Genomic DNA, 21,656 nt, shown 5'->3' on the forward strand with positions numbered 1-21,656 from the left:
CAGACCGAGATAGGACGGCGAATACCGAATTTGTAGGAGCTGCCGAAGGCTGCGATCTTTATCAGCCGAATCAATTTCCCGCTGCAAAATCCCGCAACACCGCCCCATCCATGCGATACCGCACCCACTCTTCCTGCGGGCGTGCGCCGATGGATTCGTAGAAGTCGATCGCCGGTTTGTTCCAGTCCAGCACGCTCCATTCGAAACGGCCGCAGTCGTTCGCGCAGGCGATTTTTGCGAGGTGGCGCAACAGGGTCTTGCCGGCACCACCGCCGCGTTGTTCCGGGGTGATGTAGAGGTCTTCCAGGTACAGGCAATTGCTGCCGAGCCAGGTGGAATAACTGAAGAAGAATACCGCGAAGCCGATGGGCTGGCCGTCGCGCAGACAGATCAGGCCGTGGGCAGTGGCCCCCTCGCTGAAGAGGCTGCGTTCGATGTCGGCGACGCTGGCGATAACTTCGTGGCGGGCACGTTCGTAGTCGGCCAGTTCGGTAATGAACCCGAGGATCTGCGGCGCATCGCTGGGGGTCGCCGGGCGGATTTCGATGGTCATGGACGTGCCTTGTTCGATAAGTTGAAAACGCCATACTAAGGCGGCACGCGCCGCTCGTCACACTGGAAATTCACAGTCGGTCCAAGGAGCATGTGTAGCAGCTGGTGGAGTATCTGTAGCAGCTGGCGAAGCCTGCGTTCGACTGCGCAGCAGTCGTGAAAACCTGCAGACACGGTTTACCTGTAACACCGCAACGTCTGATTTCACGACTGCTGCGCAGCCGAACGCAGGCTGCGCCAGCTGCTACAAGGTAGTGTCGCTCACAAAAAAATTTCCACTGAACAGGAAGTCTATGAACATTGATGCCTTTGCACCGTTGCAGATGCTGGCAGGAGAACTGCTACCTCACGCGCTTGAACCCTCGGAAGACGGTGCCCACGATCTGTCTCATCTGCAACGGGTGTGGCACAACGTACGCACGCTGCACTCTGAGGAAGGAGGCGATCTAGACGTGCTGCTCGCGGCAGTGCTTTTGCATGATTGCGTAGCCGTGGAAAAGAATTCGCCGTTGCGTTCGCAGGCTTCACGCCTGGCCGCCGAAAAAGCATCTGCCCTGTTGGCCACCATGGATTGGCCAGGCACAACAATCAACGCGGTTGCCCACGCCATTGAAGCTCATAGCTTTTCCGCCGACATCGCCCCCCTCACTCTCGAAGCCAAAGTCATGCAGGACGCCGACCGTCTCGACTCCCTCGGCATGCTCGGTGTTGCCCGCACCTTTTACATCGCAGGCCGCATGGGCAGCGCTTTGTATGATCCGCAGGACCCAGAGGCGAGGGCCCGTGAGTACGACGACAAGCGCTTTTGCCTCGATCACTTCCAGACCAAGTTGCTGCACCTGACGGACGGTTTCCAGACAACAACCGGCCAACGTCTGGCGCGAACCAGACATGAGCGGTTGAAAGATTTCATGGAGATGTTCAAGGAAGAAATCGGCATAAGCTGAGTGCATTACGCAAGCCCGCACTTACCTTGGGCGGCAACGGACAGATTGCTGGCAGTGTGTTTTGGCGGCAATGCTCGGCATGTTTGCGGCAATGATTGTTTCCGGCTACGACACTTCTGCTCACAGGTCTCGTCACAGGGCTGCTGAACTGGCTGATCGCCGCAGGAGGCTTGATCTGGCGCCGATTCGCCAGCACCACATCGCTCCAGTTGGACTGAACCGTTCGTCGTTCTTCAGGCACCAATGGAACGTACTGCCGACAAATATCAGGTAAGGACTTTTAATAAATGGAGACGACACCATGATCTTGTCCAGGCTGACCGCACTTACGTTCGCTACCCTTTTATCCTCGGCCGCATTCGCTGCCAGTACTGCTTCCGGCACCGGCCCGACCAACCCGACTGGCGGTACGGGCTCTTCCGCTACTCAGAGCACCCCTGGGATGAACACCAATGGGACCGGCGTCGACAGCGGCCTGCCGCCTTCCACCGGTACCGACCCGCGCACGCAAGGCAGCGACCCTGGACGTCAGGGCGGCTTGAACACTCCGGACGCTCAAACACCCGATAACGCCGGCGCCGGCATCGACTCGAAAACCACCACCGGTGGCTCGGGCTCAGAAGGTGGCGGTGCCAGCAAGTAATCGCCGCATAAGTGCATGCACGACCTATCCACAGCCATGAGAGGTAACCATGAACGTTGATAACGACCTGGAAAAAGAAGTCTTGACCCGCTTGCTGCACGCTCACCCGAGCGGTTTGGGCAAGGAGGTTCTGGACAATTACCGGGGTGAAAAAGTCGTGGCGAGTGCCCTGGCTCAGTTGCAGGAGCGCGGCTTGATTCAGCATGGACATGTGACTTGTAACGATGCGGGCGAGCATTCGCTGAACCTGCCGATCAAGCTCAGTGCCGCCGGCGTCGAAGCTGCGCGCAAGTTCGAAGCATAAAAGTACCAGAGGGCCGCAGTCGCCTGCGACTGCGTCCCACTAAAGCACTACTACGCGCAGCAGGAGAAATCCCATGCCCCGTGGAAGTAAAGACAACTATACCGATGAGCAAAAGCGCAAAGCCGAGCATATAGAGGATAGTTACGAGCAAAAAGGCCTGTCCAGGGATGAAGCCGAAGCACGCGCCTGGGCTACTGTGAACAAACAGTCCGGCGGTGGTGAGCGCTCAGGCGGCTCCGGTCGAAAAAAACCGGCGAAAGCCAAGGCTCAGGACCGCAAGGAGTCGTCGCGCCGCGCGGTGGCAAGCCGCGACGGGCAACCGCGAAGCAGCAAAGCATCGCGCGATACCCAGACTGTCGCCAGCTTGCGCAAAGAGGCTCGCGATAAAAATATTCCGGGACGTTCCGGGATGCGCAAACACGAATTGATCGAGGCGCTGCGCAAAGCAGGCTAGGGCTGGTCAGTTTTGCACGGCCCTCCGGCAACCCCCCGCCCCCTCCGCACCTGAACGTTTGCGTTCAACCAATTGCGATCGTCTGCAGCGCTGGATTGACGGTGATTATCGTCCTTCAGGCGGAGTATGCTGGCCGATCAACGCATCTACCTCGACAGCCAACGGCGAGGTGGCCGGCCCCCATCGGGTGACTGCCAACGCTGCTGCAGCATTGGCTCTCAGCGCCGCGTCAAACGCCGTTAACCCGCTCGCCAAACCTGCGACGAATACTCCGGCATGCGCATCACCTGCGCCGTTACTGTCCACTGCGACCACCTTGAAACCCGGCACATGTGTATGCGTTCGCTGGCGGCTGATCCAGCATCCGTTCGGCCCATCGCGAACCACCAGCAGCACCTGCTCCGGTAAAAGGTCCATGAGCCGATGCAACGCACCGGAAATATCCGAAGTACCGGTAAACCGCAACGCCTCAACGCTATTGCTGGTCCACACATCAATGCGCCCAAGCAACGCCTGCATCAATGGCGCTTGCGGGGAATCCACCAGCGGGCCCGGATCAAACACCACGTTGATTCCCGTCGGCAACGCCAACACCCAGTCCACCAGTGCTTGAGCCTTGCCTGCGTGCAGCAGGCTATAGCCGCTGACGTAAACGTAGTCGCCCGCCTCCGCCGGCACCCTGGCCAAGTCTTCAGCGGTCAGCTCGCCTTCAGCGCCAATGTAGGAAATGAAGCTGCGCTCGGCCGAGGCCTCTGTCACCGCAACACACAGCCCGGTGTCCTGCTCGGCGCTGTGAGCAATGCCGATCTGGATACCTTCAGCGTGCATGGCTTCGCGCGCGAGGTCCCCGAAACGACCGTTGCCATGCCGCCCCAGATAAACCACCGGCAAGCCGTTGCGCCGGGCAGCAGCCATTACATTGAAGCCACCGCCCGCCTCGAAACTCGCCGACTGCGCCAACACATCGCCGCCAGATTCCGGCAGCTTGTTTACCGCCATGACCAGGTCAATCATGACCTGGCCGGTGTGCAACATCTTAGGCATGAGCATTCCCGACCGAGGCGGCACGACGATCTCTCGCCCCGCCCAACACATAATAAAGACCACCCGCCACCAGGAACGTCACGATCCAGCCCAGGCCGTTATGGCCCAGCCAGGAGTCGGAGAGAAATCCGCGAAACCAGACGTCCTGCTCGGTCGTCCCGATAGTGGTGAAACTGAAACCCAGCACGATCGCCACTGCCCACGCGCCGAAAGCACGCCATTCGACACCGCCGCGATACCAATAGGCGCTGCTCGGGCTGACGTCCAGCAGATCGTCCGGGCTGTAATAATGACGGTGAATCAGGTCGACGACGAAGATCCCGACCCACGCCGTAATCGGCACCGCCAGCAAGGAAATGAAGGTGATGAAAGGACCGTAGAAGCTGTCGGCGATCAGCATGAAATAGATCGAACCGGCGAAAATCGCGATGATGTCAACCACCACCGCGTAGACGCGCTTGACCTTCAGGCCGAGGGTCAATGTGGTCAAGCCGGCGGAGTACACTGATAGATTATTCGACAACAGCAAACCGCCGAAAGCGGTGATCAGGTACGGCACAGCCATCCAGGTCGGCAGCATGTCGCGTATGGCGATGATCGGGTCAGTGGCGGAGGCCAGGTCGTTATTGCCTACCGACAACAACCCGCCCAGGGTTATCAAAAGCACTAATGGAATACCCGCACCGAACGCGGCCGACGCGACCAGGCGCACGGCTTTGACGCTGCGGTGCTGATAGCGGGACATGTCGGCACCGGCGTTGGCCCAACCGATTCCGGTGCCGGCCGCCATGGTGCCGACGCCGATGATCATTGCGCTCAGCGGTGCCGGGGCAGCGTTGAACACGGCGCTCCAGTCGATGGTGGCGCAAAGGAAACCGCCGACCAGGATGTTCAAGGCACCGAATACATAAGTCGCCCACTTTTGAATCACCAGCAATGTCGCGTGGCCGAGCCCGGAAACCGACAAAGTCAGCAGCACGAAAATGGCGATGAATATCAACGTCAGCACCGGCGCACTTTTGGCCTCCACTGGCGAGCCGAACACTATCGAGCACAACGACAGCAGCACGAATGCGGCGGTGGTGGTATTGACGGTTTCCCAACCGAGCCGCGACATCAGCGATACCAGGGTCGGGCCGATGTTGCCACGTACGCCAAAGATCGCCCGCGACAAGGTCAGGCTCGGCGCGCGGCCGCGACGGCCGGCAATCGAGATAATCCCGACTACCGCAAACGAACCGGCGGCCCCGAGGATCGCGACGATGACGGCCTGCCAGATCGCCAGACCGCGAAAAGCCACCAGCGTGGCGCCCAGCGGCAGGCCAAGGATGGAAATGTTGGCGGCGAACCAGACCCAGAACAGCTGCAGCGGATGACCGTTACATTCGGCCTCCGGCACCGGCTCGATGCCACGGGTTTCCAGTTGCCCGGCAGATTGACCGGTGGTTGATGAACTCATGAAAAATGCTCCTGTTGCCTTTTTTGTGGTTGTGGGCAATTGCGCAAGTTGACCGAACATACCGGTGATCCTGACCGTGTTTACGCGTTCCGCTGCGGGTAAAAATCAACACCTGCTGTAGAAGCTGCCGCAGGCTGCGATCTTTTGATCCTGATTTTCAGCAATCTCAAAGCTGCCAAAGATCAAAGGATCGCAGCCTGCGGCAGCTCCTACAGGGATTTGGTTCTTCAGCGGAGGGTGAGGAGTCCTTTCACAAGAGGCTCCAGCTCCAGCGAGTTAACCGTTTTGACCTTGTCGATCATCTCGACCGGCCAGCTGTCAAACCCCAGGCACGCCCCAAGCATTGCGCCGAGAATCGCCGCGATGGTATCGGTGTCACCACCGAGGCTGGCGGCCATGCACAGCGCTTCGAAGGCGTTCATTTCGCCAACCGCTACTTGCTGAGCCAGGGCAAACGAGACCACGACCGATTCCTGTGACGCCACCGACGTACCGATCACGTCGTACAGCAGATCTGCGAGCAACACCTTGTCGCTGTCAACGCTGATGGTCCGCGCCCAGCTGATACGCGAAGCAATGCGCCCGCCCGCAACCCAGTGGCCATGGTCCTGCGCTTGTTGGGCGATCTGTTGGCCCAGATTCAACGCCTCACCCAGGTCCATGCCGTTGATCCCGGCCGACACCACCGCCGCCACTGCTGCCGCACTGGAAATCCCCAGCGTGGTGTTGTGGGTGACCTGGCAGGCCTGGACAACGGCGCTGATAAACCGCTGCGAGTCGGCGACATCTGCCGCGATGCCCACCGGGGTGATGCGCATCGCTGCGCCATTGGTTGTGCCGTAGCGTCCCGCCTCCTCCGGCGAATGACCGGCGAGGATCATCTCGATCGCACGCTTGGTCGAAGGCCCGAGCAAATCCTGAGAGCCCTTGGCCTGCATCCGCGCTTCCCACTCGATCAAGCGTTGAGCGAGCAGCGCGGGTTCGATGTTGCCCGCGCCATCGATCAACAACTGGCCGACCAGAATCGCCTGTTCGGTGTCGTCGGTAATCGAGCCGGCAGGCATGTTGGCGGCGATTGGCTGATCGGGGCCTGCGTCTTGCAGATCCGTGATCTCGCCGAAGCGCGCCTTGATCCGGGCACGGCTCATCGATTGTGTCGGCATACCCAGTGCATCGCCGAGGGCCAGGCCATAAAACGCGCCCAAGGCACGGTTGAGCGCTGTCATTGTGGTGTTCCAAATTGCAGATGAAGGCGGAAATGCACCGGATCAAGCAGGCTTTCGACCTGTTCCATGAAGCGGTTTTGCCGATCGTAAGTCGTGCGCAAGGCTTTGAGGAACACCGTGCCCACCGGACGACCGAGCAGCTCGGCGTCTTCGGCGCTCAAGGGTTCCGCGCCGATCCATTGATCGCCGCGCTCGCCGATGTAGCCATAGGCGGCCAGGGTGATGGTCAGGGAATTGTCGATGAGGCCTACGCGCGGCAGGCTTTCGAGGCCGCCGTTGGCGGGCATCAGCGAACGTTCGAGGGAAACCAGCGTGCCGTCGTTGGCGCGGCGTCGGCGATCAAGGGTAATGAATTGAGCGGTGCCGAACCGCGACAGCAGGTCGGGCCGGCTGACCGCTTCCAGTCGCAGCACTTCGGTGTTGATCAGCGCACCGCTGTCAGCGAGCGCCTGCGCCCAGCCGCTGCGCTGATCGAGCACCACGCCGTCGAACGTGACAATCGAACCGACCCCGCTCTGCGTCGCGATATAATTACGTCGCTTCAACTCGGCCAGCGCTTCACGCAGCGTACCCCGGCTGACTTTGAATTCCTGAGCCAACTGATGCTCGCCCGGCAATAGAAAGCCGTCTTCCATGAGGCCGCTTTCAATGCGTCGAATGAGCTCGTCGACCACCCGTTGTTTCTTGTCGAATCGTACCTGTCTAATCATGTACAAAGTGAAACCGAAAACGGGGTTTGCGGGCAAGGAATATTTCAGGGGAGGTGACGGGAGGAAGTGGGTGCCGCGGGAACGCAGTGAATCAGACACGCCGCCATCGCGGGCAAGTTGGAATACCGCCCCCACGCTCCCGCAGGTCCCGCGTCGTACGCAGATTATGCGACCGGCCTATAAACCTGTGGGAGCGTGCGGGCGGCGTTCCGACTTGCCGCGAAGGTGTCAGCAGGATCAGCGCTGTTTCAAGCGGTCAATCACCACAGCCAGGAGCAGAATCGAACCACGAATCACATACTGATAAAACGTATCAATATTCTTCAGGTTCATCGCATTCTCAATAATCGCCAGGATCAGCACGCCGGCAATCACGTGCCGGATCATGCCAATCCCGCCACTCAGCGAAACCCCGCCGAGCACGCAGGCAGAGATCACCGTCAGCTCGAAACCCTGGCCGATCATCGGCTGACCTGAAGTCATGCGCGAGGCCAGAATCACCCCGGCCAGCGCACCGATAACGCCATGCACGGCGAAGATGATGATCTTGGTCCGGTCAACGTTCACCCCGGCCAGCAGCGCCGCTTCCTGGTTGCCACCGATGGCCATGGTGTTGCGCCCGTAGGTGGTGTAATTGAGCAGCCAGCCGAAAAACACAAAGCAGACGATGGTGATCAGGATCGGCACCGGCACACCAAACAGCTGGCCATTGCCGAACACGAAGAACGATTCCTGCGACACGCCCACCGCTTTGCCATTGGCAAAAATGTAGGCCAGGCCGCGCACGATCTGCATGGTTGCCAGCGTGGTGATCAGCGCATTGACCCGCAGTTTGGCGATGACGATGCCGTTGATCAGCCCGACAATCAGGCCCATCACCAGCGCCGCGCCGACACCCAGCAGCACGCTGTCGGTGTCACGCATCACCACCGCGGCGACCACCCCGGCACAGGCAATCACCGAACCCACCGACAAGTCGAAATGACCGGACGCCAGGCAATACAACATGGTGCACGCAGCAATCCCGGTGGTCGAAATTGCCAGGCCGAGGCCGCGCATGTTCAGCGGTGAGAGAAAGTTGTCGATTAGCAGCGTGCACAGCACGAAGATGCCGACTGCCGCCAGCAGCATCACCCAGTCATCGAGGAAGCGTCGCAGGTCCAGAGGTTTGCGCGCAGTAGGCAGAGCATTGTTTTGGGTTGTCATCATCATTACCTCTCAGTTCGCCACGCCGTCGGCGCGGTGGCGCGGCAAAGCCAGTTGCAGCAGGTTGGATTCGTTGGCCTCGTCACGCGACAGTTCGCCGCGCATCGCGCCCTCGCACAGCACCAGAATGCGATCGGAAATACCCATCACTTCCATCAAGTCACTCGACACCACAATGACGGCGATGCCGCTCTCGGCCAGGTTGTGGATGATCTGGTAGATCTCGGCTTTGGCGCCGATGTCGATGCCGCGCGTAGGCTCGTCGAGCAGCAGCACTTTCATCGGCATCGACAGCCAGCGGCCGAGAATGGCCTTCTGCTGGTTGCCGCCGGACAGGTACATGATTTTCTGCGCGGCGTTCGGCGTCTTCACCTTCAGCGCTTTGATCTGCTTGTCGGCGTTGTCTTTTTCCCAGAGGCCACGCAGCAGACAACCGAAGGTCGAATGGGCGCCGCGTGCGCTGATGTTGATGTTCTCGGCGACGCTTGCGAGCGGCATGATGCCCTCCTTCTTGCGGTCCTCGGGACACAGCAGAATGCCGGCCGCAATGGCATCGCGCGGTGAACGCAGTTTTAGTTCATGACCCCGCAGTTCCAGGCGGCCGGCAGTGTTGCGCTCGAGACCGCTGAGCATGCGAAACAACTCGGTGCGCCCGGCGCCGACCAGGCCGAACAGCCCGAGAATTTCACCTTTGTGCGCGTCGAAACTGATCGGCTCGCGCAAGCCCGGCCCGAGCAAACCGTCGACCTTCAGCGCCACCGCGCCACGTTTGCGCGGGCGGTAATCGTAGATGTCCTGAATGTCGCGACCAACCATGCACGTGACCAGTTGATCGTGGGTCAACTCGCTCATGTCTTCGAACGTGCGCACGTAGCGACCGTCCTTGAACACCGTCACCGCGTTGCAGATGCGGAACACCTCTTCCATGCGATGGGAGACATACAGCACCACTTTGCCCTCGTCGCGCAGACGGCCGATGATCGCCATCAAACGATCAATTTCCCGCGCTGACAGGCTGCTGGTCGGTTCGTCGAAAGCGATCACATGCGCGCCCCGGGACAACGCCTTGGCAATTTCCACCAGTTGGCGCTGACCGAGGGACAGGCGCCCTACTTTGTCCTGCGGGTCGATTTCATCGGCCAGGCCCTTGAGGCAAGCCAGCGCCTGCTGGCGCAAGACGCCGCGATTGATCAGGCCGAAATTGGCCGGAAGGTGCCCCAGGAAAAGGTTTTCCGCCACCGTCATTTCCGGTACCAGGTGCAGCTCCTGATGGATGACCGCGACGCCACTGCCGATACTGTCGGCCGTGGATTTGAACACCATGGTCTGCTCGCCAATCTGCAGATCGCCACTGCTAGGCGTGTAAGCACCGCCGAGGATTTTCAGCAGGGTCGATTTGCCGGCACCGTTTTCGCCCATCAAGGCATGAACCTGTCCTGGATGCGCGACGAAGCTGATCCCATCCAACGCTTTCACGCCGGGGAAGGTTTTACCGATTCCGTTGAAGCGCAAGCTGCCTTCGGCGCTGTGCTGTTGTGTTTTTAGTTGCGCGTGCATAACCCACCTCTTCACACAGATCAGGCAACCCCGTCGCCGGGGCTGCCGGTGAAATCAACCGGTCCTCAGTTCCACAGGCCGATCTTTTCCAGTTCCTGCTTGAAGTTCTCACGAGTGATCAGCGTCACGTCGTCCATGGCCGTGTATTTCGGCGGTTCTTTGCCGGTGGTCACCCACTCGTACATCATCTCGGCGGTTTTGTAGCCTTCGATGTGCGGGCTTGGCAGCATCGAGCCGAAGAAGCCACTGTCGGGTTTTTTCAGTTCGCCGATCGCATCGGTACCGTTGATGCCGATGCCGATCACATTGGCCGCGGAAAAACCGGCGCTCTCGGTGGCGCGCACGCCGCCCAGCACGGTGTTGTCGTTCATGCCGCCGATGATCAGGTTTTTCGCCGCGCCTGGCAGTTTGACCAGCGCCGAGTTGGTGGCGTCCATGCTGCCCGGTACGTCGAGGGTTTTAAGCGCCGAGAACAGAATGTGGTCCTTTGGCATGCCGGCCTCTTCCAGAGCCTTGACCGAGCCGTCGGTACGTTTTTTACCGGTATCGAGTTCGTTGTAGGTGTTGATCACCGCGTAGGTGTCTTTCCAGTCCCAGCCGCGCTTCTTCGCTTCAGTCGCCATGGCGGCGCCTTGTTTCTGGCCGACTTCGAACGCAGCCATGCCCAGGTACGGAACGTCTTCCATGAACTTGCCGCTGGCATCAACGAAGCGGTCATCGACTGCGATCACTTTCAGACCGTTGAGTTTGGCTTTGGCCATGATCGCAGGGCCGAGGGACACATCCGGCGGGCAAATCACGAAGCCCTTGGCGCCGTTGGCCGCGAGGCTATCGATGGCTGACAAAGTTTTCTCGCCATCCGGGACGGCGATCTTGATTACGGTGAAGCCTTTGTCCTTGCCGGCCTTCTCCGCGAATGCCCACTCGGTCTGGAACCAGGGCTCTTCAGCCTGCTTGACCAGAAAACCGATCTTCACTTCCTCGGCCGCCAGCAGCGTGCTGCTCAAGCTGACCGCGGTGACCGCCAGAGCGGCACAGCACAGGGAACGGATCCCACGACGACGATTCATAAGCTGACTCCTTTTTATTTTTTTGGCGTTTTATTGTTGGAAAATCGGTGAAACCCTAAGCATGAAACGAATAGTCATATCATATGATGATTGAATTTCAGACGTAGTCCTGCGTTGAAATCCCGTTTACTCAGTCGTGATACATGACCGAGCGGCCGCCATCGATTGTGATGCATGAGGCATTGATGAATGGCGCTTCGTCACTGGCAAGGAAGACTGCGGCCATCGCCACCTCCATCGGCTGCCCGATCCGCCGTGGCGGATGCAGGTCCAAGGCGCGCTGGCGTTCGGCATGCGGATCAGCAAACCCGTTCCAGTAATCAATATTCAGTTGAGTCTCGATGTACCCCGGAGCAATGGCATTGACGCGAATGCCCTTGGAGGCATATTCAACCCCCAGCGCACGGGTCAGGCCCAGCAGGCCATGCTTGGCTACGGGGTATGGAAAGCAGCCAGGGATGATGTGGGATGAATGGGTAGAGGCGATGTTGACGATGGCACCGCCACCCTGCTCGATCATCCGCGGCAGCACCGCCTTGCAGCCAAACCAGGCGCCGTCGAGGTCAATGGCGAAGCAACGGCGCCAGTCTTGCTCGGTCATTTCCAGTGGATCGCGGAACACGTTGACCCCGGCGCAATTGACCAGTACATCGATCCGGCCATGCCGATCGAGTGCAAGGTCAGCCATGGCGTGCAGTTCTTGCTGGCTGGAAACGTCAGTCTTGATCGCATGAACGTCGAAACCGCTGTCACGCCAGCGCTGCGCGAGGCGCTCGACCTTCTCGCCCTGGATATCACTGATGATCAGTTTCGCTTGCTGATATACGCACGCCGCGACAATCGCCTCACCGATACCTTGAGCGGCGCCGGTGACCAGCACGACTTTATTGTTCAGGCGCACGCCCTGCGGCGGCTCGGGCACCGGCGGCAGCGTAAGACGCTCAGCCATGACTGAGCGTCCCCGTTTGCAGGCACGACAAAAACCGGACATCTGTCAATGTCCGGCCGCAAAGCTGTATGAAAAATCGCTGCATCACTTCACCTGTTTTGTTTTTTTAAGTGTGAGTGCGTGTAACTGATGACGCCGACTATAAACCCGGCCGCCAAATAATCTCAATATATAATTTTACATCCCATATTCCGGGATTTAGCCCGCAAATCGGTGACAGACTTTTCCTGCAACGTCGACACGGATAGCCAGCAACGCGCCGTCCAGTGGATGATCAAGCGGGCTGGCAGCACTGGTGATATACAGGGTTTTCAGCTCGTCGCCGCCGAAAACGCAGCTGGTCGGGCGGCTCACGGGCAATTCGATCACTCGGTCGACAGCGCCATCCGGCGTCAGCCTGAGCAGACAACTGCCATCCCAGCGGGCATTCCAGATAAAACCCTCCGCATCCATCGCCGAACCGTCGGGCCCGCCACGCTCGTGCGGGCCGAACCAGACTTGCGCGGCGTCGAGACTGCCGTCGGCGTTAATGAAATGCCGGTAAAGCGTCTCGTCCATGCTGTCGGCGAAATGCAGCGCGGTGCCGTCCTCGCTCCAGAGCAGCGTGTTTGGAATGCCCAGCCCACGCAGTAGCGGTGTGACTCGACCATCATGATCGATGCGAAACAGGCCACCTGAACGTTGCACGACAGGCAAATCTTCGCGGTCCTTCCCGATGTTGTTCTGCATAGTGCCAAGCCACAGCCGGCCCTGTGCGTCGCAGCGCGCCTCGTTGCCGCGGTTGGCCGGATTGGGATCTGCTACGCAGAGCAGGGTCAGGCGCGGTTGCAGGCCCGGCGAGTCGAGATCAAGGCGGTAGACGCCACTGCTCAGTGTCACCAGCGCATCGCCGCTTTCGCAGGGGATGAACGCTGAGACATGCTCCGGCATCTGCCAGATTTGCACGTTGGCACCGGTCAGCCGCAGCGCCTGCTTGCCGGCGATATCGACCCAGTAGAGGGCTTGAGTCGGCACGTCCCAAAAGGGGCCCTCGCCAAGGTGCGCCCGGTGCTGGGTCACTGCTGTCCACTCCATGAAACCTCCTGCTGTGGTCTGGATTCCAGGCCGTTATCCGGCTTTTTTATCGGCCATGACTTTAGGGTAGTAACGCTTGATGGCCAGGTCCGCATTGTCGATCAGTGTCATGCAGGCCCACACACCCCGCGCTGCATCCCGCGCAGCGACGGCGTCGGCGATGTCCTTGTGGATCGGCAGCGTGCGGCGCAGTTCATCCGGATCTGCTGCAGAGACTTCAAACGACACCGCCAGCAATGCGCCCAAGGCCGGGACCATTTGTTCGATAAATTGATTGTGGCTGGCCGCGAGGATGCACTCGTGGAAAAACTGATCGGCGCGGTTGTAATCGGCGCCGCTTTCCACTGCTCGCTCCAGCGCGTTATACGCCTGGAGCACTGCTTGCACTTGCTCGAACGTTGCGCGCTCACAGGCCCAGCGCACGGCCATGGGCTCGATGGTGCGGCGCAGGTCGAGCAGATCGTCGACGAAATTTTCCGGCAAGCCGCTGCGCGACAGCCAGCCAACGACTTGCGGATCGAACAGGTTCCAGCGTCGGACCGGCAATACCCGGGTGCCGACTTTAGGCCCGACTTCGAGCAGGCCTTTGGCGACCAGGGTTTTGATAGCCTCGCGGATGACCGTTCGGCTGACCCCCAGCTGTTCGCCGAGAGCGGCTTCAACCTTGATGGTTTCACCGGGCTTCACGTGGCCTGCTGCAATCCAGCAACCCAGCCAATCGACCGTCGAGGCATGAAAACTGCTGGACATGGGCACCTCAAAGATAGAACGGCAAAAAGCCGCTCGTGAAGGGTGTCCACGCTAATCATCATACGATTGGGTGTCAATTGGATTTTTGGAAGGTTGCGCAGTATCAATGTGTGAGCGGGCTTGCTCGCGAAGGCGTTGTGGCAGCTTGATCAATGTCAGCTGATGTACCGCCTTCGCGAGCAAGCCCGCTCCCACAGGTTATGCGTTAAGGCTCAAGTCCGATCGGGAAAAATTCCCCGCCGCTCCATACGCCCAGCCAGCGTTGCCCGTCGATCTCACGGCTCACCGCGATTTCTACCAATTGGTAAAAAACGTTGCGATGGATGAGGGCTTCAAGATTGGTGCGGATATGCACATAAGGCGCTGGCTCCTGGGTGACCGGATCAGTCACCACGCGCATCGGATGTTCGGTGCCGGCTTCAGCGGTTTCGTCCACATTGGTGGTGAACCGCAGGACCTGTGACTCACCCTCGCCTTCCACTTCCACGGCAATCGCCACAAACGGCGCGTCGTCGACTTTGATGCCGACCTTCTCGACGGGGGTGATCAGGAAATAATCATCGCCGTCGCGGCGGATGATCGTGGAGAACAATTTGACCATCGGCTTGCGCCCGATCGGCGTGCCCAGGTAATACCAGGTGCCATCGCGGGCGATGCGCATGTCGATGTCGCCGCAGAAATCGGGATTCCACAAGTGAACCGGCGGCAAGCCTTTGGTTTTGGGGATTTGCCCCAGCAGATCGTTGGCTTTTTGCTGATCACTCATGGCGAACTCCTTTGATTTATCTATCGCTGATCCCCAGCAAACTGCGAGCATATTGCTCCAGCGGCGGGCCCATCAGGTCTTCAGGCTTTTCATCGTGGAACGTCAGTAAACCGCCACGACTCTTGATGCGTGCAGTATCAATCAAATACTGTGTGCTGGTCTCGATCAACATGATTTGAATGACGCCGGTGTCGACACCGAGCCGGTCTACGTATTCCTGATCCAGCCATTCATCGGTGTTGCCAATCCGGTCATCCGACTTGGCAAAGCGTGTGTAGAGCAAGTAATGGGCACCGAGGGCACGGGCTTCCCCCATGGCCTGGTCGAGACCTTCCGGGGCGCGAGCGCGGCGGATCATCGGGAAATATTCGATGAAGCCGTTGAATGCGGTTTCGGCGATAACATTGGGTCGCGGATACGGGCTGCCCGGTGGAGAGAACGCCCCTTGGGCGATGTAGATGAATGAATCCGGCTGAATACGCAAGTTGTTCACGCGACGGCTGTCACTGTGATCGAGCAGGCCCGCGTCGCTCATGTGATAGCGGGTCCCTTCGGCCATGTCGCTGACATTCATGCAGCCACCAAGCGTCAAAACGGCCAGCAGTAAAACCAGGCTACGCATCCTACCCTCCAGAGGCCGGTGACGGAAAACCGGCGATTGGCCATTGGATGCAGCTTCCGCGCCATCTCGGAAACATCTGCGCGTCGTAGCGCGCATCGCGAGCAGGCTCGCTCCCACAGTTCGGCCTGCGCAAAACAGTAGGAACGAGCCTGCTCGCGATGAAAGGTTATCAGCCGCCGATAATCTTCATGATGGTCGCACCGCCCGAGAACGCTACTTCCTGCTTGTCGCCCAAGGCTTTCACCAACAGACGTTGCAGAGCCGGCAGGGCCTGGTGACGCGGTTTGTCGAGCAGATCGCCGACATAATGACGATTGCTTGAGGACAGGCAACCATGCAGCCAACCGGTCGACGACAGCCGCAGCCGCGAGCAGGTCCGGCAGAACGGCACGCTTTCATTGGCTATCACGCCGAAGTAGCCCTGCCCCGGAATCTCGTAGCGCACCGCCGTCGCGTCGACCGGTGCATCGGCTTGCAGGTACTCGTGATGATCGCCAATCAGGCTCAGCAACTGCTGCAGGCTGACAAACTGCTGCAGGAATGCATTGGAGTCACTGGCGAGATGGCCCATGCGCATCAGCTCAATGAAGCGCAACTCGTAGCCACGCTCCAGGCAATAATCGAGCAAAGGCATCACCTGATCCAGGTTCTGCCCACGCAGCGGCACCATGTTGACCTTGATTTTCAGCCCTGCTGCTTTCGCCTGATCCATCCCGTCGAGCACCGTGGCCAGATCGCCGCCGCGGGCAATGCTGCGAAATGCTGCGGCATCCAGGGTATCGAGCGAGACGTTGATGCGCCGAATCCCGGCGTCCACCAGTAATGGCAGCTTCTTGGCGAGCAATTGCCCGTTGGTGGTCAGACTGATGTCTTCCAGGCCCATCTTGCCGACCGCTGTCATAAACGCTTCGAGTTTGGGGCTCACCAGCGGCTCGCCGCCGGTAATGCGCAACCGTTCGATGCCAGCGGCCTCGATCAGGTACGCCACGCCGCGAGCCATTGCCTCGGCTGACAGTTCATCCTGCGCAGCGACCAACCGCTTGCCATTAGGCACGCAATAGGTACACGCGTAGTTGCAGGCTGAAGTCAGACTGATTCGCAGATTGCGAAAACGCCTGCCTTGACGGTCAACGATCATGATCACTCCGGCAAAAGGAAATCGAACGGTTAAAACTTGACTCACAAATCAAGTTTTAGCAAGTCCTATGCCTGAGTATATTCCTGCGGTACTGCGCCATGCAGGAAATCATGGCGCAATAAACCAACTGAATGGTTTAGCTGCTCGGGGTATCGGTATCGCGCTTGCGCTTGTTGCCCATACGCACACCGATGTCCATCAGAAACTGGAAAAATCCTTCCTGGTCTTCGAGCACGTTGCTCCAGAATGGCGAGTGATACAGCGCGACAGCGCCGTGCACCAACGCCCATGACGCGCAGTAGTGGAAATACGGCGGCACGTCCTCGAGCTTGCCTTCGCTGATTCGGCCTTTGATCAGCAGAGTCAGGCGTTCAAAGTTGGAGGCGCGGATTTTGTGCAGCTCCTCGATCATCTCCGGCACTTGATTACCCTTGACCACCTTTTCTTCAAGGCGATCAAACAAGCGGTAGCGCTGTGGATCACGCATGCGGAATTCGAAATAGGCCCGGGACAAGGCTTCCTTGTCCTTGTCGACGTCAGCCGAGTGCAACAGCTCATTCAGATCGCGCTCGTAGTCGAGCATCAGGCGCAGATAAATTTCGGCCTTGGATTTGAAGTGCTTGTAGATCGTGCCTTTGCCGATACCGACGGCATCAGCAATCATCTCGACGGTGACACTGTCTTCACCTTGATCGAGGAACAGCTTGAGCGCGGTATCGAGAATTTCCTGCTCGCGGCGGCGAAACTCACGGACCTTACGAGGTTCTTTATGCATAAGAAAAGGTCTGATCGGGTCAAAATTCGAAGCCGCGTATTATGCCTAACTTGCGCCAAAATGCACGGATCATCCGTCCATATATGCGTTTCCTGAGCATTTCCGGCAACTTCGCGGGCGGATGAGAACAGTTCCGAAGAGCAGGTATTCCAAAATTGTTTAAAAAGCAGACCGGCTAAACTGGACTGGGCGCAATACTGATCAATACTTCAAATGTCGGCGGGGCATCTCCCCCAAGTGCCGCGACGATATTGGTACCAACGGACCGCGTGCCATTGTTTTACTCCTAATGGTCTTAACCCGGATTCACCCCCCAGAACCCGGGTTTTTTTTGCCTGCGATTCAAAGACCAAACCCAGTAGGAGCTGCCGAAGGCTGCGATCTCTTTAGCGTTACTGCGCCGACCGGACATGCGCCAGCGGAAACAGCCGCTTGAAGTTCTCAGTGGTCTGCTCGGCAAATCGCTCGAAGGACTCACCCCGCAGCATCGCCAGGAACTCTGCCACTTCGCGCACATATTGCGGAAGATTCGGCTTGCCGCGGTGGGGAATCGGCGCGAGATACGGCGAGTCGGTTTCAACCAGCAAGCGATCGGCAGGCACCTTGCTCGCCACATTGCGCAAAGCATCCGCATTGCGAAAAGTGACAATTCCCGACAAAGAAATGTAATAACCCATGTCCAGCGCCGCCCTGGCCATGTCCCAGTCTTCAGTGAAGCAATGCAGCACGCCGGCCTGCGGCAATGCCGCCTCACGCAGCAGAGCGAGGGTGTCCGCCCGCGCTCCGCGTGTGTGGATGATCACCGGCTTGCCGGTTTGCTGCGCCGCTTGCAGGTGCAGGCGAAACGATTGCTGCTGCAATTCTGCCGCTTCGGGCTCGTAGTGGTAATCGAGGCCGGTTTCACCAATGGCTACCACTCGGGGATGATCGAGCTCCCGCAGCAGCCAGTCCAGCGCTGGCGCAGCACCGGGTTGGACATCCAGCGGATGCACACCAACGGAGCAGTCGACATCGTCATAACGCTCGGCCAGCGCTTTGACGTCGGCCGCATTGTCGACACTGACGCCAATACACAAAAAGTGCCCTACACCCTGTGCCCGGGCAGCATCAAGTGCGGCATCCAGCGAACCATCATGGGCGGCGAGGTCGAGGCGATCGAGGTGACAGTGGGAATCTACAAGCATGAGAACACGGCAACTTACATCGTATGAGTGGGACGGTCGGAGTTCAGCGCCCCGGCCAGATGGGTTTCAATGCGACTGCGCGCGGTGTTATCGCCGTCGTTGAACTGCACGCCAACGCCGGCGGCACGGTTACCCTGCGCGCCTTTGGGAGTGATCCAGGTAACCTTGCCCGCCACAGGAATCTTGTCTGCCTCGTCCATCAGGTTCAGCAACATGAATACCTCATCGCCCAACTTGTAACTTTTGTTGGTCGGGATAAACAGGCCACCATTCTTGATGAACGGCATGTAGGCTGCGAAAAGCACGGACTTGTCCTTGATGGTCAGGGACAGAATGCCATTACGCGGCCCCTGGTTGACGGCTTCATTCATGCGGACCTCCCGAGGCGGATACTCAAAGTCTACTCATTTCTGGCCGGGCAAGGACACCCACTGCACGAGCAACGCTTCCAGCAACAATACCCGGTTGAGGTTGGCCTTGCTCATGACTTTCTGCCGCTGGACGAGGATCCAGTCCTGAATGTTCAAAACCTTTCCCTGGCCGGACTTTTGCGCCAGATACTGAATCACTTTACGCATGTCGGCCAACCCGAGCCCGTCTTCATCCTGGGTCAGCTGATAACGCAGGATCAGGCTCGACCAGTCGCAGAACCAGTCGAACAGCAACAGCAGTGGAATCGCATTCCAGCCCTCGGCCAATTGCGTCGGCGATTGTTGCTGCTTGAGTAATCTTTTCACGCCTTCGACCACCAGCGCTCTCTGCTCGCGGACTCCCTGCGCCTGCAGATTGACGGCGGCAAGCGGCGAACCGGCGGCCAGGGTGAGCAGTTCGACGCGCTCATCCTCCGAACAATCCGGCAGAGCATTGGCCAGCCAGGCCAGGCTCATCGCTTCGCTGGGCAACGGACACGCCTGCTGCACACAGCGGCTTTTGATGGTCGGCAGCAATCGACTGGTCTGGTGACTTACCAGCAACAAAACCGTGTCACCGGACGGCTCCTCAAGGCTTTTCAGCAAGGCGTTGGCCGCGTTGACGTTCATCGATTCGACCGGCTCGATCAGCACCACCTTGCGCCCGCCCATCTGCGCGGTTTGCACCACGAAACTCACGAGATCGCGTACCTGATCAACCTTGATTGCCTTGTCGGCTTCCTCGGGTTCCAGAATGTAGTTATCAGGATGGCTGCCGGCCTTGAGCAGCAAACAGGATTTACACTCGCCACACGCATTTTGCGGTGTCGGACGCTGGCACAGCAGACTGGCCATCAAACGCTCGGCGAGCGCACGCTTGCCGATGCCGGCCGGACCGTGCAGCAGATAGGCGTGAGCATGCTGTTCACGCCCGGCGAATTGCTGCCAGAGTCCGTCTTGCCACGGATAGGCTTCAGCCACGGGCCAACTCCAGCAAACGCGGAAGCAAGCCATCGAGCGATCGCTGAACCTGCGTCAATGGCTGGGCGGCGTCGACCATGACATAGCGCGCAGGTTCGGCTTCAGCACGCTTTAGAAACGCATTACGCACCGCATCGAAAAACGCCCGGCCTTCGAGTTCGAAACGGTCCAGGCGACCACGAGCGCTGGCGCGAGCGAGGCCTACTTCTACAGGCAAATCGAAAATCAGGGTCAGATCCGGGCGTAAATCGCCTTGGACAAACGCCTCAAGTGCGGCAATACGCTTCAGCGACAAACCGCGACCACCGCCCTGATAGGCGTAAGTCGAATCGGTAAAGCGATCACACAACACCACTGCACCACGGGCCAGCGCCGGGCGAATCACCTCGGCCAGATGCTGCGCGCGAGCGGCGAATACCAATAACAGTTCGGTGTCGGGGTTCATGATTTCGTCGACTGGCGCCAGCAGCACCTCGCGAATCCGCTCGGCCAATGGCGTACCGCCCGGCTCACGGGTCAGCACAACCTCGAGACCGGCGGCGCGCAGGCACTCGGCGAGGTATTCGCGGTTGGTGCTCTTGCCAGCACCTTCGGGACCTTCCAGGGTTATAAACAGGCCAGTCACAGGCAGTCCTTAATCAGATTTATTGCGCGCGTTGCGGTACGGAGGTGTCTGGCCCGGCTGCTGAATCAGGCTCGGCAACCGGCGCTGGCACTTGCGGCGAAGCTTCGGGATCGGGATTGGGCGACGCGGCCGGAACCGGTTCTTCGTCAACCGGCGCCGGCTCTGCTCCCGGTGCCTGCGGTGCCGGGCTGGAGCGATAGTCGGCGCGGCGTTTGAGCTGGTACTCGCGCACTGCATTGTTGTGGGCGTCAAGATCATTGGAGAACACATGGCTGCCGTCACCGCGGGCAACAAAATACAAGCTGTTGCCAGATACCGGATTCAGCGCCGCGTGAATCGCCTCGCGGCCGACCATCGCAATCGGTGTCGGCGGCAGGCCGGCAATCACATAGGTGTTGTAGGGCGTCGCTTCCTTGAGGTGGGCGCGCGTCAGTTTGCCATTGTAGCGATCACCCAGTCCGTAGATCACCGTCGGATCAGTCTGCAACAACATGCCCATCTCCAGGCGACGCACAAACACGCCGGCAATCTGTCCACGCTCCTGCGGCACTCCGGTTTCCTTTTCGACCAGGGAGGCCATGATCAGCGCCTGGTAAGGTTCGGTGTACGGCACGTCGGCGGCACGCTGCGCCCACTCTTTGGCGAGGACCTCATCGAGCCGGTCGTAGGCTTTCTTGAGTAGCTCGGCGTCGGTCATGCCGCGCACGAAACGGTAGGTATCGGGGAAAAAACGGCCTTCCGGAAAAACTCCGTCATGCCCCAGTTTTTCCATGACCTGGCTGTCGCTGAGGCCACTGAGCGTCTGCTCGATTTTTGCCTCTTTGGCCAAAGCAGCGCGGACCTGATGAAAATTCCAGCCCTCAACCAGCGTCACGCTGTACTGAACCATTTCACCGCGCTTCCACACATCAATCAGATCTTCGACGGTCATACCGGGCAGCATGCGGTATTCCCCGCTGTGCAAGGGTTGTCCGGCCAGATTGAAACGCCAATACACGCGCAGCCAGAACGAATCCTTGATGACGCCGTCGGCCTCAAGTCGGATGAGTGTGCGGTTCGGGGTCGTGCCTTTCTGCACTTCCAGCAGTTCTTCCTGAGCGACATTCAGCGGCTGTTCCAGCGCCGAATGAATTTTCCAGGCAGAAGCGCCCAACAACAGCCCTGCCAGAACCAATCCGGTTTCCAGCAGCAGCAAGAATTTACGTCTCAC

24 protein-coding genes are annotated in these 21,656 nt (G+C 59.2%); 4 read left to right on the forward strand and 20 right to left on the reverse strand.

What is annotated here, in order from left to right:
• Nucleotides 1-70: 70 nt before the first annotated feature.
• Nucleotides 71-553 carry a GNAT family N-acetyltransferase gene (locus F8N12_RS06245; protein ID WP_150579676.1) on the reverse strand — a complete coding sequence of 161 codons (483 nt, stop codon included), beginning with the start codon at nt 551-553 and terminating at the stop codon, nt 71-73.
• Between the two features lie 292 nt (nt 554-845).
• On the opposite strand from F8N12_RS06245, the gene F8N12_RS06250 reads away from it, so the two are divergent.
• From F8N12_RS06250 to F8N12_RS06265, 4 genes are all read left to right on the forward strand, one after another.
• The gene (locus tag F8N12_RS06250) at nt 846-1,499 is read left to right on the forward strand and encodes an HD domain-containing protein (RefSeq protein WP_150579677.1); all 654 of its coding nucleotides are present in this window, start codon (nt 846-848) and stop codon (nt 1,497-1,499) included.
• A gap of 301 nt (nt 1,500-1,800) precedes the next feature.
• Nucleotides 1,801-2,142, forward strand: coding sequence for a hypothetical protein (locus tag F8N12_RS06255; protein ID WP_150579678.1), 342 nt, complete (start codon nt 1,801-1,803; stop codon nt 2,140-2,142).
• A gap of 49 nt (nt 2,143-2,191) precedes the next feature.
• Nucleotides 2,192-2,446, forward strand: a complete 255-nt coding sequence (locus F8N12_RS06260; protein WP_150579679.1) for a hypothetical protein — start codon at nt 2,192-2,194, stop codon at nt 2,444-2,446.
• Nucleotides 2,447-2,519: 73 nt separating this feature from the next.
• Nucleotides 2,520-2,900, forward strand: a complete 381-nt coding sequence (locus tag F8N12_RS06265; protein ID WP_150579680.1) for a Rho termination factor N-terminal domain-containing protein — start codon at nt 2,520-2,522, stop codon at nt 2,898-2,900.
• 105 nt (nt 2,901-3,005) lie between these two features.
• Here the strand turns inward: F8N12_RS06265 and F8N12_RS06270 are convergent, their stop codons facing one another.
• The 19 genes from F8N12_RS06270 to mltG all read right to left on the reverse strand — a co-directional run bounded on the left by F8N12_RS06270 (nt 3,006) and on the right by mltG (nt 21,656).
• Entirely contained in the window at nt 3,006-3,944 is a 939-nt protein-coding gene (locus F8N12_RS06270; protein WP_150579681.1) for a PfkB family carbohydrate kinase, read from the reverse strand.
• Entirely contained in the window at nt 3,937-5,403 is a 1,467-nt protein-coding gene (locus F8N12_RS06275; RefSeq protein ID WP_150579682.1) for a purine-cytosine permease family protein, read from the reverse strand. The genes F8N12_RS06270 and F8N12_RS06275 overlap by 8 nt, the downstream gene beginning before the upstream one ends.
• Before the next feature lie 227 nt (nt 5,404-5,630).
• Nucleotides 5,631-6,629, reverse strand: coding sequence for an ADP-ribosylglycohydrolase family protein (locus F8N12_RS06280; protein ID WP_150579683.1), 999 nt, complete (start codon nt 6,627-6,629; stop codon nt 5,631-5,633).
• Nucleotides 6,626-7,339 carry a GntR family transcriptional regulator gene (locus tag F8N12_RS06285; RefSeq protein ID WP_150579684.1) on the reverse strand — a complete coding sequence of 238 codons (714 nt, stop codon included), beginning with the start codon at nt 7,337-7,339 and terminating at the stop codon, nt 6,626-6,628. Before F8N12_RS06285 ends, F8N12_RS06280 begins: the two co-directional genes overlap by 4 nt.
• A 237-nt stretch (nt 7,340-7,576) precedes the next feature.
• Nucleotides 7,577-8,545, reverse strand: coding sequence for an L-arabinose ABC transporter permease AraH (gene araH, locus F8N12_RS06290; RefSeq protein ID WP_150579685.1), 969 nt, complete (start codon nt 8,543-8,545; stop codon nt 7,577-7,579).
• Between the two features lie 12 nt (nt 8,546-8,557).
• Nucleotides 8,558-10,102, reverse strand: a complete 1,545-nt coding sequence (gene araG, locus F8N12_RS06295) for an L-arabinose ABC transporter ATP-binding protein AraG (protein WP_150579686.1) — start codon at nt 10,100-10,102, stop codon at nt 8,558-8,560.
• Between the two features lie 65 nt (nt 10,103-10,167).
• Entirely contained in the window at nt 10,168-11,172 is a 1,005-nt protein-coding gene (locus F8N12_RS06300) for a substrate-binding domain-containing protein (protein WP_150579687.1), read from the reverse strand.
• A 130-nt stretch (nt 11,173-11,302) separates the two neighbouring features.
• Entirely contained in the window at nt 11,303-12,121 is an 819-nt protein-coding gene (locus F8N12_RS06305) for an SDR family oxidoreductase (RefSeq protein ID WP_150579688.1), read from the reverse strand.
• A 198-nt stretch (nt 12,122-12,319) separates the two neighbouring features.
• Complete coding sequence (locus F8N12_RS06310) at nt 12,320-13,195, reverse strand: SMP-30/gluconolactonase/LRE family protein (protein ID WP_150579689.1); 876 nt, start codon at nt 13,193-13,195, stop codon at nt 12,320-12,322.
• Between the two features lie 33 nt (nt 13,196-13,228).
• A complete protein-coding gene (locus F8N12_RS06315; RefSeq protein ID WP_150579690.1) occupies nt 13,229-13,945 on the reverse strand; it encodes a FadR/GntR family transcriptional regulator in 717 nt (238 codons plus the stop codon).
• A 205-nt stretch (nt 13,946-14,150) separates the two neighbouring features.
• A complete protein-coding gene (locus tag F8N12_RS06320) occupies nt 14,151-14,711 on the reverse strand; it encodes a DUF1285 domain-containing protein (protein ID WP_150579691.1) in 561 nt (186 codons plus the stop codon).
• 16 nt (nt 14,712-14,727) lie between these two features.
• Nucleotides 14,728-15,333, reverse strand: a complete 606-nt coding sequence (locus tag F8N12_RS06325; protein WP_150579692.1) for a DUF4823 domain-containing protein — start codon at nt 15,331-15,333, stop codon at nt 14,728-14,730.
• Between the two features lie 169 nt (nt 15,334-15,502).
• The gene (locus F8N12_RS06330; RefSeq protein ID WP_150579693.1) at nt 15,503-16,471 is read right to left on the reverse strand and encodes a GTP 3',8-cyclase MoaA; all 969 of its coding nucleotides are present in this window, start codon (nt 16,469-16,471) and stop codon (nt 15,503-15,505) included.
• 136 nt (nt 16,472-16,607) lie between these two features.
• The gene (locus tag F8N12_RS06335) at nt 16,608-17,246 is read right to left on the reverse strand and encodes a TetR/AcrR family transcriptional regulator (protein WP_008031613.1); all 639 of its coding nucleotides are present in this window, start codon (nt 17,244-17,246) and stop codon (nt 16,608-16,610) included.
• 392 nt (nt 17,247-17,638) lie between these two features.
• Nucleotides 17,639-18,430 (reverse strand): TatD family hydrolase, encoded by a 792-nt coding sequence (locus F8N12_RS06340; RefSeq protein ID WP_150579694.1) that lies wholly within the window; start codon nt 18,428-18,430, stop codon nt 17,639-17,641.
• A 14-nt stretch (nt 18,431-18,444) separates the two neighbouring features.
• The gene (locus tag F8N12_RS06345) at nt 18,445-18,801 is read right to left on the reverse strand and encodes a PilZ domain-containing protein (protein ID WP_150579695.1); all 357 of its coding nucleotides are present in this window, start codon (nt 18,799-18,801) and stop codon (nt 18,445-18,447) included.
• Nucleotides 18,802-18,834: 33 nt separating this feature from the next.
• Nucleotides 18,835-19,821 carry a DNA polymerase III subunit delta' gene (locus tag F8N12_RS06350; RefSeq protein WP_150579696.1) on the reverse strand — a complete coding sequence of 329 codons (987 nt, stop codon included), beginning with the start codon at nt 19,819-19,821 and terminating at the stop codon, nt 18,835-18,837.
• The gene (tmk, locus tag F8N12_RS06355; RefSeq protein ID WP_150579697.1) at nt 19,814-20,446 is read right to left on the reverse strand and encodes a dTMP kinase; all 633 of its coding nucleotides are present in this window, start codon (nt 20,444-20,446) and stop codon (nt 19,814-19,816) included. The genes F8N12_RS06350 and tmk overlap by 8 nt, the downstream gene beginning before the upstream one ends.
• Nucleotides 20,447-20,465: 19 nt before the next feature.
• Nucleotides 20,466-21,656, reverse strand: coding sequence for an endolytic transglycosylase MltG (mltG, locus tag F8N12_RS06360; RefSeq protein ID WP_150579698.1), 1,191 nt, complete (start codon nt 21,654-21,656; stop codon nt 20,466-20,468).

Source organism: Pseudomonas fluorescens, assembly GCF_902497625.1.
Classification (GTDB): Bacteria; Pseudomonadota; Gammaproteobacteria; order Pseudomonadales; family Pseudomonadaceae; genus Aquipseudomonas; species Aquipseudomonas fluorescens_BQ.

What these genes read in the sequence shown, in the direction of transcription:
- F8N12_RS06340 (WP_150579694.1), bottom strand. Translation starts at nt 18,430, where the DNA reads ATGCTTGTAGATTCCCACTGTCACCTCGATCGCCTCGACCTCGCCGCC.
- araG (WP_150579686.1), bottom strand. Translation starts at nt 10,102, where the DNA reads ATGCACGCGCAACTAAAAACACAACAGCACAGCGCCGAAGGCAGCTTG.
- F8N12_RS06275 (WP_150579682.1), bottom strand. Translation starts at nt 5,403, where the DNA reads ATGAGTTCATCAACCACCGGTCAATCTGCCGGGCAACTGGAAACCCGT.
- F8N12_RS06305 (WP_150579688.1), bottom strand. Translation starts at nt 12,121, where the DNA reads ATGGCTGAGCGTCTTACGCTGCCGCCGGTGCCCGAGCCGCCGCAGGGC.
- F8N12_RS06255 (WP_150579678.1), top strand. Translation starts at nt 1,801, where the DNA reads ATGATCTTGTCCAGGCTGACCGCACTTACGTTCGCTACCCTTTTATCC.
- F8N12_RS06335 (WP_008031613.1), bottom strand. Translation starts at nt 17,246, where the DNA reads ATGCATAAAGAACCTCGTAAGGTCCGTGAGTTTCGCCGCCGCGAGCAG.
- araH (WP_150579685.1), bottom strand. Translation starts at nt 8,545, where the DNA reads ATGACAACCCAAAACAATGCTCTGCCTACTGCGCGCAAACCTCTGGAC.
- F8N12_RS06250 (WP_150579677.1), top strand. Translation starts at nt 846, where the DNA reads ATGAACATTGATGCCTTTGCACCGTTGCAGATGCTGGCAGGAGAACTG.
- F8N12_RS06330 (WP_150579693.1), bottom strand. Translation starts at nt 16,471, where the DNA reads ATGATCGTTGACCGTCAAGGCAGGCGTTTTCGCAATCTGCGAATCAGT.
- F8N12_RS06245 (WP_150579676.1), bottom strand. Translation starts at nt 553, where the DNA reads ATGACCATCGAAATCCGCCCGGCGACCCCCAGCGATGCGCCGCAGATC.
- F8N12_RS06320 (WP_150579691.1), bottom strand. Translation starts at nt 14,711, where the DNA reads ATGAGTGATCAGCAAAAAGCCAACGATCTGCTGGGGCAAATCCCCAAA.
- F8N12_RS06325 (WP_150579692.1), bottom strand. Translation starts at nt 15,333, where the DNA reads ATGCGTAGCCTGGTTTTACTGCTGGCCGTTTTGACGCTTGGTGGCTGC.
- F8N12_RS06280 (WP_150579683.1), bottom strand. Translation starts at nt 6,629, where the DNA reads ATGACAGCGCTCAACCGTGCCTTGGGCGCGTTTTATGGCCTGGCCCTC.
- F8N12_RS06300 (WP_150579687.1), bottom strand. Translation starts at nt 11,172, where the DNA reads ATGAATCGTCGTCGTGGGATCCGTTCCCTGTGCTGTGCCGCTCTGGCG.
- F8N12_RS06345 (WP_150579695.1), bottom strand. Translation starts at nt 18,801, where the DNA reads ATGAATGAAGCCGTCAACCAGGGGCCGCGTAATGGCATTCTGTCCCTG.
- F8N12_RS06310 (WP_150579689.1), bottom strand. Translation starts at nt 13,195, where the DNA reads ATGGAGTGGACAGCAGTGACCCAGCACCGGGCGCACCTTGGCGAGGGC.
- F8N12_RS06260 (WP_150579679.1), top strand. Translation starts at nt 2,192, where the DNA reads ATGAACGTTGATAACGACCTGGAAAAAGAAGTCTTGACCCGCTTGCTG.
- F8N12_RS06270 (WP_150579681.1), bottom strand. Translation starts at nt 3,944, where the DNA reads ATGCCTAAGATGTTGCACACCGGCCAGGTCATGATTGACCTGGTCATG.
- F8N12_RS06265 (WP_150579680.1), top strand. Translation starts at nt 2,520, where the DNA reads ATGCCCCGTGGAAGTAAAGACAACTATACCGATGAGCAAAAGCGCAAA.
- F8N12_RS06315 (WP_150579690.1), bottom strand. Translation starts at nt 13,945, where the DNA reads ATGTCCAGCAGTTTTCATGCCTCGACGGTCGATTGGCTGGGTTGCTGG.
- F8N12_RS06285 (WP_150579684.1), bottom strand. Translation starts at nt 7,339, where the DNA reads ATGATTAGACAGGTACGATTCGACAAGAAACAACGGGTGGTCGACGAG.